This window comes from Brevibacterium sp. AGC70, from assembly GCF_057334195.1.
In genome coordinates, this window is sequence record NZ_JBHFIH010000015.1 from 130,678 (window position 1) to 142,422 (window position 11,745).

The window sequence follows — 11,745 nt, forward strand, 5'->3', positions numbered from 1 at the left end:
ATAGCTCAGAGCTGGTAGCGACGGTTGCCCTGCAACCCGTCTGCCGGTGAACCGGGAGCCAGATCGATCTGCTTGCGCTTCGGGTCGATCTGCACGGTGACCAGGGTCGCCGACCGGTCCCCGTAGGCGGCACCTGGAGCCGGGGTGCAGGACACCGGCGCTTCGTCTGGTCCTGTGGTCAGAAGGTCGATGAGCTCAGCCGTCGACTCGGGACCACTTGAGGTTCCAGCTCGGGCGGAGTACTCCTCCAGTCGCCGCTCGAGGTGAGCGTGACGTGCCCGTGAGGTCGACGTCGCATTGAGCTCGAGGCTTCCGGGGACGAGGTCGGGGTGGAGGAAGTGGTTCGTGTGCAGCAGGAATCCTGACTCCGTGCCCGGCGATACGCTCGGATCTCCGGCTCGTCGCTCGCACTTCTGGGCATTGGCGATCTCGACCTGAACCACCTCGTCGGCGGTGACCACCGTGATGATCGACGAGGAGGTGGTCGGCGCCGAGTGGATGACTTGGAGTGCCTCGTCCAGTGTCCTCGCCGTCGACAGGACACGTTCGAGGATCATGTGGATGGGCACTCCCCCGACCCCATCGCCCTCGTGCTTGAGGATGTTGAGCAAGACGCCGACGCCGGCTTCGTTGAGTCCGATCTTGCCGAGCATCCCGTATTCGGCGATGCCCACATGACGCAGCTGGCCAGGCACAGCGCCCACATCGTTGATGTGCCACAGCGTCGAGAAGTCGGCGGCCCAATCCCAGTTCTGCGCCGCAAGCGAGCTTCCCGGGCGAGTGAAGCTCACGGTCGAGCACTCCGTCGGCGAAGCCGGTGCCAGGGTCATGATCTCGGTGCGGGCGATGACCTCCATCAGTTCATCCACGGGAACCTGCGCGCCCTCGGCCACAGCTGCGACCTCCTCGGCAGCCTGCGGCGACCACGCCCTGAGACGTGCGTGACTCGCTGCGGCAGCGGCACGGACGTTCGCCTCGGCGATGGACAGGAATTCGAAGTAGCGCCGGTAGCCTGCGATCGCGGATTCGATGCCTGTGCGCAGCTCACGCCCGCGCTGGGCCCCGCGCTGGACGTGGTCAGCGGCTCGCGAGATGAAGGTCTCGGGCCTGACCTCGGCCGCGGGAACGTATTCGGTGCTCATCAGGGTCTCCTCTTGTCACCGGGGAATGCTCGCCTCACGCCTGCGGGACGAGCGACCCCGCTCCGACTTCGATGTCCAGGTAGTGCATGTGGGCGGCGGTCTCCGCCAGGGCGGCGAACAGGTTGAAGTTGTGCAGAGATTCGAATCCGCGCGACCAGTGCAGTCCCTGCGCGATCGAATAGACGCTGTGGTCATCGGTGGCGTCCATGCGCGCGGTGATCTCACTCAGACGCTGCTGGTGATGGTCGACGAGTTCACGCCTGCGGTCGTGGAGACCCTGGAAGCGGAACCCGTGCGCCGGCAGGACCGCCACCTCGGCGTCCAGCTGGCCGATTTTGTCCAGAGAATCCAGATAGTCGCCGAGGCTGTGAGTGATTGCGCCGCTGTCGAGCCCGATGTTCGGGGTGATCGTCGGGAGCACGTGGTCGCCCGAGAACAGCAGCTGGTCCTCATCGCGGATGAAGACCGAGTGGCCGTAGGTGTGGCCCGGCGTCCACAGTGCACGCAGCGCGCCGGAGACCAGCGGCAGCTCGGAGCCGTCCTCGAGGATGGTGACGGTGTCGGGCATGCTGCTCATCAGCAGCGCGAAGTCGTCCTTGGATCCCGCGCCGCCCTTGTCCTTTTTGCTGCCGTCCTTCTTGCTGACCTGGAGGCGCTCGACCTCGGACCAGCGGTCCTCGGGAACTCCGTAGGCGCGAGCGATGTTGATGCTCGGGTCGACCCCGGTGCCCAGATCCACGCTCTGGGAGAAGAACTGCTTGATCGAGCGCAGATCTTCGCCGTGCATGGCGACCCACATGTCAGGGTTCTTGTGGAGCAGCGCGGGAACCAGCCCGATGTGGTCGCGGTGGTAGTGGGTGATGGCGATCCCGTGGACGTTCGCGACAGTGAATCCCAGGGATCCCAGCGCCGAGGTGAGCGCCAGGTACTGGTCCTTGCCGTCCCAACCGGGATCGATGAGGATCAGACCCGAGCCGTCGGCGATTCCGTAGCAGTAGGTGTAGACGAGTGGGTTGTTGGGGATCGGGACGGGGATCGCCCAGACGCCTTCGGCAACGTTCTCCACTGGGGGCAGAACTCTGTCTTTCCACGCCTTCGACTGCGCCGAGCTGAGTGTTTCGATCGCCATTGTTCGCCGTTGCCTCTCTTCGTCGAGCATCATGGTCGGGTCCGCTCGGGACCGAACCATTGCGACCCCGTACTTTTGCGGGCCGACATTGCCAATGCTGTTCAACCTACTCTCTTTTCGCCGTTACTGAAAAGTCGTTCGATAGACGGGATGAGGGGAAGCGTGGTGGGACGCCACCACCTCGGCGCCGTGATGAGCACGGAGCCCTGCGTGAAATGCCGGCGTCGGGCACACCGACCCGGATTCGAATCTCGACTAGCAATCAGCAACTTGGGCCACTGGATTCGTTGCGAATGACACATTGCCTGTGAAGTTATCGTTTCGTTTCGTGAGAATGATTGCGTTTTCGGTTGTATTGCGGATAGTGTCTATGGCGCAGATCACTTATGCGCCCGCGCGAACGCACGGTCGGGTGGGAGCGCTGCGACATTTGGCAAGACTCATTGGGGAGGATTGATATGGCTGCGTCAGGGTCACTGAAACGCAACCTCGGGCTGTGGTCCATCGTCGGGCTCGGTCTCGGATATATGACGCCGACGGTGGTCTTCGATACGTTCGGGATCGTGTCGGACGAAACCGATGGGGCGGTGCCCGCCGCGTACCTCGTCGCGCTCATCGTCATGATCTTCACGGCCTTCAGCTACGGAAAGATGGTCAAGGTCTTCCCGACAGCGGGTTCGGCCTACACCTACACTCGAGAAACCATGAGCCCGGGACTCGGCTTCCTGGTCGGCTGGACCTCACTCATGGACTACCTGCTGCTGCCGATGGTCAACTGCCTCATCGCCCGCCTGTATATGGAGTCACTGGTCCCCGATGCCCCCGCCTGGGTGTGGGTGGTCCTCTATACCGTGATCATGACCGGCATCGTCACCACTTCCATGCGCGGCACGGCCAACTTCAACGCCGTCCTCCTGGTCTTCGCGGTCACTATGGTCGCTCTCTTCTGCATCATCGCCGTCGTCAATCTGACCAACGGCGAGGGATCCGGAATCGTCTTCAGCGCCGAGCCCTTCATGCATGAGGGCGTGCACATGTCCGCGCTCCTCACCGGCGCCACGGTGGTCTGCTTCTCCTTCATCGGCTTCGATGCCGTGACGATGTACACCAATGAGGCCAAGCATGTGAGCCTCATGCCCAAGGCGATTCTGCTGACCGTGGTCGCTGGTGGACTCATCTTCCTCGTCGCCAGCTACTTCGCTCAGCAGCTCTTCCCCGACAATTCGCAGTTCAGCGTCGTCGACGATCCGCTGCCGGAGATCGGCCTCCTCACCGGAGGGCCCGTCTTCATGGGCTTCTTCCTCGCAGCCGCCTTCGCCGCCACTGTGGCATCGGGCCTGGCCTCCCATGCCTCGGTCTCGCGCATGCTGCTGGTGATGGGACGCAATGGCGTGCTGCCGCGCAAGGCCTTCGGCTACATCCATCCGAAGACCCACACCCCGATGTTCAACATCATCCTGGTCGGCGCGGTGTGCCTGTTTGCGATGTCGTTCAGCCTCGAGTTCATCTCCGCGCTGATCAACTTCGGGGCTCTCATCGCCTTCACCTTCGTCAACCTCACGGTCATCGCGCACTTCGCGTTCCGCACCAGACAGGTCGTCGACTTCAAGTCGGCGTTCAACTACGTGGTGATGCCAGCGATCGGCGCAATACTCACCGGCATCCTGTGGGTGAGCCTGCACGAGACCGCACTGATCGGCGGCGCGATCTGGCTGGCGATCGGTGTCATCTACCTGGCTGTGCTCACCCGCGGCTTCAAGCGCACCGTCCGCAGCTTCGACGACCCCGAGGCCGACGCCGAGATGTCCGAACCGGAGGCCGCCGCGGAGTAGGCGCCGGGCGCGGCGGATGCGGCGGTGCGGCGTAGGCGCCGGGCGCGGCGGATGCGGCAATGCGGCGGTGCGGAGTAGGCGCCGGGCGGAGTGCCCGCAGACTCAGATTTCCTGGTGAAAGATTGTCGAATTCATCAATGGAATTCGACAATCTTTCACCAGAGAATCACGACCATGTGCAGGGATGCGAAAAGTCCCCGTCGCTGTCGTTTTCACGATGCGAACGGGGACTTTCACTTTGCGGAAGCGGTGGGATTCGAACCCACGGAGCGGGGTTGCCGCTCAATGGTTTTCAAGACCATCTCCTTCGGCCGCTCGGACACGCTTCCAAGGGTTCGCGATGAACCACGGCCTGCTCCGCACGAGGCTGAGCCACAACAGTTTCTCACAAACCGATTGTCTTCTGCTAATCGGTTCCCGAAGGAGCGGCGTCAGTGCTTTGCTGACCCGCTGCCCTGCTCAGATGCGTCAGTCTGCAACTGCTCGGACATATCGGCCTGTGACTTGTCGGACTCGTCGGTCCGCGGCTGCGCCTGCCGTTCCTCCTGCAAGACGTGTCGACCAGTCGAATCCGAATCCTCCGGGGCGGCGCCGCGCGCAGCGAACGTAGCGGGCACGGGCGAGACGACGAACTCGTCCTCTTCGTCCTCGAACTCCTCATCGTCGAAGGCCGACTGCTCGGCGAGGCTTGGACGACGAATCCTGCTCGGCCTGGCGGCGCCGGTGAACTGCGCCGTCGGTTCCTGCCGGGGTGCGGGACGTGGCCGAGGTTCAGCGGATTCTGTTGCCTCGGAGTCCGAATCGACAATGGTGCCGGCATCCGTGTCGGCGGTGGTGCCGGCGTCCGTGTCGGCGGTGGTCTCCGCGTCGGCAGCACTGTCTGTTTCGGGCACAGGGCCGGTGTTGACTGTGGTGTTGACTGTGGTGTCGGCTTCAGCAGCACTGCCTGCGTCGACCTTGGTGTCTGCGTCAGCAGCACTGCCTGCGTCGACCTTGGTGTCTGCGTCAGCAGCAGCGTCCGTGTTGATCGCAAAGTCGGAGTCGGCTGCAGTGTCCTTGTCGGCCTCGGAGCCGGTGTCGGTCCCAGCGACCTTGCTGGCCTTGGAATCAGCGTCGGCCCCGGTGCCCGCGTCAGCGAGAGCTTCGTCGGCTTCGACCACGAGATCGGGCGTCCGCGATTCATCCGCGCCGTTCGAAACGACTGCGTCGCTAGGGGCCTCCGCGTCACTCGAATTGTCTTCGTCGTTCGAAGTCACCGTGTCGTTCGAAGTCACCATATCGTTCGAAGCCTCCGTGGCACCCGAAACCTCTGCGGCAGTCGCGGGAACGCTGAGTTCCGCCTCGGCGGGCGTGTCACCGGCACGAGCCGGCTTGCCCTTGAGAACCAAGGTCAAGGTCGACAGCGGAACCGAGAGCCAGTTGGGACGATTGCGCAGTTCGGTGACGACCTCCACAAGGAGCCTGTCGATGAGTGCCGCGCGCAGGACAGGATCGCCGAGACCCAGGCTTTCGCCACGGGCACGAGAATAGCCGCTGAGCAGCGAGTTCTGCACCTGCGAGGCCCAGAGGAATTCCGGGGAATCGTAGACGGCTCGCAGCGCTGACGCGTCATTGCCGAAGCCGTTGACGACGAGGCCGCCGTCCTCCGATTCGAGCTCGCCGGTCCGCTGCAATCTGGCGAATCCAGCCGCGTAGTCAACGCTGCGCAGCAATGCCACGAGGTCGAGTGCCACCGGCTTCGGATCCGAGTTCGTCGAGTCCGTGAACTTCACGACCGAGTAGCCGTCGGTTCCCGAGCTCACTACGTGATCAAGAGTCAGCTCTCCATGGATCTTCTGCAGCACACCGATCGTACTCAGCGACTGCAGCTTCACGCGGTGGGCACGCAGCTCGGGCACCAGGGAATCCAGGGCCAGCGGAGCACGGCCCAGTGCCCAGTCGATGCGCTCGATCCACTTCTTGGCCAGAAGCCTCGTCGGCTCGCCCCGACCTTCGACGATGCCGAATTCGGCGGCCATATCCGAGTGGAGCTCACCGATGCGGCGGCCCATCTCCGAAGCCTGAGCGTTGTAGGCTCCGATCGATCCGGAATCGACGGCGCAGACGATGTCCACTGCTTCGCGCCAGGCGGCTTCGGCGTCGACGTCCACATGGGACAGCAGCGCCATCGGAGCCTCCATCTCGGTGACCTCGAACATGTCGTACCACCGGCCTGAGCCCCAGCCGATGACTTCGGGAACACTGCGGGAGCCCGCCTCGGTGAGCAGAACCGGGATCGTCAGCGATGACGGCATCCCGTTCTCCAGCACACGGAAGAAGCTGAGCTCCATCGGCTCGTACTCGTCGTGGATGATGACCGTTGATTTATGGGCGCCGGAGTCGGTGACCTCTATGGGACGGATGTCGATGGGCAGCTCTTCACGAGCGTCCGTGACCAACGAAGCCTTCGACGGCTTCGGTGGGACCACCTCGGCGGGGGAATTGCTACGGCCCGAGGCTGACCGCGAAGGAGCTGATGCCGCCGGCACCGAAGACTGCGCAGGCTGGCTCCCTCGCGATGCTGCTGCCTTCTCCTGGCTGTGACGCAGCGATTCTGTGCTCAGCTGGCCGCCGTCGAAGACTTTGCGCTTGGTGATCGCGTCGGCCATGAGATTGACGAAGACGGGGTCTGCCGCACCGTCATAGACGAAGACTTCTCCCAGTGCGAGGTCATCGATCCGACCGATCAGCGACTTGCGCAGGTGCATGTCTTCGACTCCGCGCAGTGAGAGCGGAATGTTGAGCCGACGCAGGGTCGGACCGTCACCGACAGAGATCACGGTCACGAGACCGGCGAAACCACCGAGCTCCTCGGCCTTATACACAAAGGCACGAGCCACCGACATCGGAGTGATATCGGGGTCGGTTCCGAAGTCTGCGGCGTGCTTCGGAAACCACGACTGCCGAGGTATCCAGCTGGCTAACAGTTGCTCCAGCTCACTGCTGATGGCCATGTCGCCTCCTTGAAGGAATTAAGGGCATCTCCATCCAATCATGTTAAGGCCCTCGCGCTGTTCAGGGCGCACCAGAAATCATCAACTCCGCGCCGTATTCCATACCTTCAGCACCCCATCGCAGGCCTTTCGACGCCCCAGCGCAGTGCCGGTCAGCGGCGGCGGAGTGCTGGTAGGGCGGCTTGCCGGGTGTCCTCATTCCGGAACGAGTTGCACAAGGACAACACAGAAGGAGCACAATGGAGTCGTGTTGAAAAAAGACGTATCACCCCAGCAGCAAACACTCGCGAACGAGGTCGAAGCGGCCGCGACGCGAATTGCCGACTCTGTGATCATGTCTCCCCTGCAGATTTCGGAGCGGCTGTCCGCCGCCACCGGCTCCACTGTCTACCTCAAACGCGAGGACCTGCAGATGGTGCGTTCGTACAAGGTCCGCGGCGCGTTCAACTTCATGCTCCAGCTCGACGAGACCGAGCGTGCCCGGGGAGTCGTGTGCGCCTCGGCGGGCAACCATGCCCAGGGCTTCGCCCGCGCGTGTAAGGAGCTGGGCATCCAGGGCACCATCTTCGTCCCCAAGACCACGCCGAGGCAGAAGGTCGACCGGGTCCGTCATTTCGGCGGCGACTGGGTCACGATCGAGATCTCCGGCTCCACCTATGACGACGCATCGGCGCTGGCCCACCGGCACGCAGAACGCAATGACGCCCTCCTCGTCTCGGCCTTCGACGATCTTCGCACCATCGCCGGCCAAGGCACGGTCGCTGTGGAGATCGCCTCCCAGCTCAAGGCAGCACCCGACTACATCATCGTGCCCGTCGGCGGCGGCGGAGTGATCTCCGGAATCGCGGCCTATGCGGCTCAGAACCTGCCGGGCACCACCGTCATCGGCGCCGAACCAGCGGGTGCCGCCTCGATGATCGCAGCACTCAAGGCCGGACGTCCGGTCACCTTGGAGAACATCGATCCCTTTGCCGACGGCACCGCGGTCAAGCGCGCAGGGGCGCTGACCTACGACATCGTCTCCGACCTCGATGTCGATGTCCGCCCCGTTGCCGAGGGTGCAGTGGCCACGGAGATGCTCGACATGTACCAGGTCGACGGCATCATCGCCGAGCCATCCGGGGCAATCGCCTCGGCAGCCATCGGGAAGCCGGGGACGGGCAAGCCGATCGCCATCGAGCCGGGATCGACCGTCGTGTGCCTGGTCTCCGGCGGCAACAACGACATCTCCCGCTACCCGGAGATCTTGGAGCGCTCACTCGTCCACGAAGGCCTCAAGCACTACTTCATCGTCGACTTCCCGCAGGAGCCCGGCGCCCTCCGTCGCTTCCTCAACGAGATCCTCGGCCCCGACGACGACATCGCGATGTTCGAGTACGTCAAACGCTCTGATCGTGAAACCGGCCCTGCCTTCGTCGGCATCGAACTCGGCTATGCCGAGGACCTGCCGAACCTGCTCGAACGTATGGACGCCTCACAGATCGAGATCGAACGCGTGCACCAGAACTCACCGATGTTCCGTCTCTTCGCCTGAGGCCCTGCGAGCCTGGTCTCGGACGTGAAGTGACCTCGGCCGAATCTTCGCCGAACCACTAGAGTGGAATCATGCGAGCAATCACGATTTCCACTCCAGGCGGTCCCGAAGTCCTTCAGGTCACCGAGGAGCCGACCCCGGACATCGCGGCCGACGAAGTTCTGGTCACAGTGCACGCGGCCGGCATCAACCGCGCCGATCTGCTGCAGCGCCAGGGCTTCTACGACCCACCGGCCGGTGCCACGCTGATCCCGGGCCTCGAAGTCTCCGGCACGATCGCCGAGCTCGGCTCCGAGGTCACCGGCTGGAAGGTCGGCGACCGAGTCGCCGCCCTCCTCTCCGGTGGAGGTTACGCGGAGTCAGTCCCCGTTCCTGCAGGTCAGCTCCTTCCAGTCCCTGACAGTCTCGACCTCACCGAGGCTGCCGGCCTGCCCGAGGTTCTGGCGACAGTGCATTCCAACATCGTCGGCAATGCGAACATCCAGGCTGGCGAATGGCTCCTCGTCCACGGCGGCGGATCCGGAATCGGCACGGCCGCCATCCAGATCGCCAAATACCTCGGCGTAAAGATCGTCGTCACCGTCGGGTCCGAACGCAAGGCCGAATTCTGCCGCAGCCTCGGCGCCGATGCCGTCATCAATTACCGTGACGAGGACTTCGTCGAACGCGTCCACGAGATCTGCGTTCGCCCCGACGGTTCGACCGGCGCCGACGTCATCCTCGACATCATCGGCGCGAAGTACCTGAAGTCCAACGTCAAGGCTCTGGGCACCGACGGGCGCCTCGTCATCATCGGTATGCAGGGCGGCGCGAAGGCCGAACTCAGCATCGCCTCGCTCATGCAGCCACGCAAGTCGGTCGCGGGCACGACGCTCCGGGCACGACCCAAGGAGCAGAAGATCGAGATCATCGCCGAGGTGGCTGCACAGTTGTGGCCTGCAGTGATCTCCGGTGACATCCGCCCGATCGTCCACGAGACGATGCCCTTGTCCGATGCGCCCAAGGCCCATACCGCATTGGAAGAGGGCGCGAGCATCGGAAAGGTGCTGCTCATCGTCGACGAGTCAGCGCCCGCCGCGAATTCAGAACAGCACGTCTGAGGCTCATTGAGGCTGAGGCCCAGCGTGTCTGAGCTTCAGCGCAGGAAGAAGGTGTCCGAACATGACCAGTACTCCCGATCAGTCCGAGAGCTCCTCCACGCAGCCGGGACACTCCCCCGGTCAGTCGGCGAGCATCTCTGAACAGCCGGCGGGTCCTGCCGGTGAATCCGTCGAAGAGTCATCGGCCGAGGTCGATGTATCATCCCCGGCGAAGGTGATGCGGATCGGAACCATGGTCAAACAGCTCCTCGAAGAGGTTCGCAACACCGACCTCGACGAGAAGGGTCGCGAGCGTCTGGCGAAGATCCACCGCCGGTCGATCGACGAGCTCGAGGACGGCCTGTCCAAAGATCTCATCGACGAACTCGAACGCCTCGACCTGCCCTTCGACACTGGCGATGGCCCTCCGACGAACTCCGAGCTGCGCATCGCCCAAGCCCAGCTGGTCGGCTGGCTGGAGGGACTCTTCCACGGCATCCAGACCGCGATCATGGCACAGCAGGCGATGGCGCAGCAGGGTCCTGCCGGGCATGGACAGCTGCCACCGGGAATGGTGGCACCCGGGACCGCTCCGGACGCAGCCGCCAACGGCCAGAAGCAAGACGACACCGACAACCGCCGCACGGGCAACTACTTGTGAAGAACATCTTCTCCGGTCTGCGGAAGCCGGGCGGATCCTCCTCGCGCAAGGGCCCTGACCAGCAGTTCGGCACTGGTCTCTGGCGCCATAACCGCGACCGGTTCATCCGCGCCGTCGACCGCTACTACACCACCTCGGTGGCCATCCACGAGTTGACGGCCGAGGGCCGGGGTCCGTCTGCCGATGCCAACACGATCATCGATGGGACGCAGCGCCTCAACGACCTGGTGCCGGTCGTCGACGAGATCACCGCGTGGCTGAACACCCATCACCCGGTCTCCGGGCAGGTCGTTCCCTGCCACACCCGAAATGCTGTCGGTGACACTCCGGAACTGCTGACCAGGGCCTCATCGAAAGTCGCCGAGGCGGTGCTCGCGGCATCGATGGCCCGCACCGAGATCATCGCCGGGCGACAGTTCGGCCCAAGCGCGAAGGCGACCGAACGATTCATCGCCGACGCTGCGCAGCTGCTCGAACACGTCCAGGAGAACGTGGATGGACGGGGCAATCATGACGCCACCTGAGGGCTTCGACCTGGGGCTCGTCGCCAGCGATATCGACGGCACTCTTCTGCTTGATTGGAAGCCCATCTCCAAGGCCACGATCGATGCGATCCACCGCTGCCAACACATGGACATCCCCTTCGTCCTCGTCACCGGTCGGCCGATCAGATGGCTGGAGACGATCGCCGCACAGATACCCGACCTCGGCCGTGTCATCTGCCTCAACGGAGCAGTCGTCTATGACATCGCCTCGGCGAGTGTGGTCTCTGCTCTCACGATCGAATTCTCCGAAGTTGAGAAGATCATCGCCACGATCGCCGCTTCCCACCCGGAGGCGAATTTCGCGTTCGAGACTCTCACCGGCGGACTCGTCGACAAAAACTTCATCTCCCGCAACCCCCGACAGGCCCACGTCATGGAGAACCTGTCGGAGCTGGCCACGCGTGACGTCGTGAAGATCCTCGTCAGCATCGGCTCCGAAGACTCAGCGGCCCTCCACGATCTGCTTGATCCCCTGGTCGCCGCGAACTGCCATGCTTCATTCTCAGACCCTGTCAACGGTCTCGTCGAACTGGCTCCGGCAGGTGTCACGAAGGCGAAGACGCTCGAGGAACTGTGCGGCCACCTCGGCGTGGCCCGTGATCAGGTGATGGCGTTCGGGGACATGCCCAACGACATCGAGATGCTGACCTGGGCCGGCCACGGCGTCGCCATGGGCAACGCGCTGCAGTCGGTGAAGGACTGCGCTGCCACCGTCACCGACGCAGTCGATGAGGATGGCGTCGCACGCTACCTGGGCGCCGTGCTCGACGCTCACGCAGGACGCCCTTAAAAATACCCGACGTCACTAATGTCAGGCGGCGCCGCCCGCC

9 protein-coding genes and 1 tRNA gene are annotated in these 11,745 nt (G+C 63.7%); 6 read left to right on the forward strand and 4 right to left on the reverse strand.

Annotated features, from left to right (window positions below; genetic code table 11):
* Positions 1–5 precede the first annotated feature (5 nt).
* Together ACE03M_RS13530 and ACE03M_RS13535 are read right to left on the reverse strand one after the other, a co-directional pair.
* Positions 6–1,142 carry a C45 family autoproteolytic acyltransferase/hydrolase gene (locus tag ACE03M_RS13530; protein WP_485934442.1) on the reverse strand — a complete coding sequence of 379 codons (1,137 nt, stop codon included), beginning with the start codon at positions 1,140–1,142 and terminating at the stop codon, positions 6–8.
* Positions 1,143–1,176: 34 nt separating this feature from the next.
* Complete coding sequence (locus ACE03M_RS13535) at positions 1,177–2,271, reverse strand: MBL fold metallo-hydrolase (protein ID WP_485934443.1); 1,095 nt, start codon at positions 2,269–2,271, stop codon at positions 1,177–1,179.
* A gap of 458 nt (positions 2,272–2,729) precedes the next feature.
* Here ACE03M_RS13535 and ACE03M_RS13540 point away from each other — a divergent pair, with 458 nt between their 5' ends.
* Entirely contained in the window at positions 2,730–4,103 is a 1,374-nt protein-coding gene (locus tag ACE03M_RS13540; protein ID WP_143920806.1) for an APC family permease, read from the forward strand.
* A gap of 241 nt (positions 4,104–4,344) precedes the next feature.
* Here the strand turns inward: ACE03M_RS13540 and ACE03M_RS13545 are convergent.
* Positions 4,345–4,432: transfer RNA gene (locus tag ACE03M_RS13545), tRNA-Ser, on the reverse strand.
* A gap of 102 nt (positions 4,433–4,534) precedes the next feature.
* The gene (locus tag ACE03M_RS13550; RefSeq protein ID WP_485934444.1) at positions 4,535–7,096 is read right to left on the reverse strand and encodes a maltokinase N-terminal cap-like domain-containing protein; all 2,562 of its coding nucleotides are present in this window, start codon (positions 7,094–7,096) and stop codon (positions 4,535–4,537) included.
* Positions 7,097–7,343: 247 nt separating this feature from the next.
* Between ACE03M_RS13550 and ilvA the strand changes: the two genes are divergently transcribed.
* The 5 genes from ilvA (at position 7,344) to ACE03M_RS13575 (ending at position 11,705) form a co-directional block, all read left to right on the forward strand.
* Positions 7,344–8,630, forward strand: coding sequence for a threonine ammonia-lyase IlvA (gene ilvA, locus ACE03M_RS13555; RefSeq protein WP_485934446.1), 1,287 nt, complete (start codon positions 7,344–7,346; stop codon positions 8,628–8,630).
* A 71-nt stretch (positions 8,631–8,701) separates the two neighbouring features.
* Positions 8,702–9,730, forward strand: a complete 1,029-nt coding sequence (locus tag ACE03M_RS13560) for an NAD(P)H-quinone oxidoreductase (RefSeq protein ID WP_485934448.1) — start codon at positions 8,702–8,704, stop codon at positions 9,728–9,730.
* A gap of 61 nt (positions 9,731–9,791) precedes the next feature.
* Entirely contained in the window at positions 9,792–10,370 is a 579-nt protein-coding gene (locus ACE03M_RS13565; RefSeq protein ID WP_485934450.1) for a proteasome activator, read from the forward strand.
* Positions 10,367–10,894: a hypothetical protein gene (locus tag ACE03M_RS13570; protein WP_485934451.1), complete on the forward strand. Its 528-nt coding sequence runs from the start codon at positions 10,367–10,369 to the stop codon at positions 10,892–10,894. The genes ACE03M_RS13565 and ACE03M_RS13570 overlap by 4 nt, the downstream gene beginning before the upstream one ends.
* The gene (locus ACE03M_RS13575) at positions 10,866–11,705 is read left to right on the forward strand and encodes an HAD family hydrolase (protein WP_485934452.1); all 840 of its coding nucleotides are present in this window, start codon (positions 10,866–10,868) and stop codon (positions 11,703–11,705) included. Before ACE03M_RS13570 ends, ACE03M_RS13575 begins: the two co-directional genes overlap by 29 nt.
* Positions 11,706–11,745 lie beyond the last annotated feature (40 nt).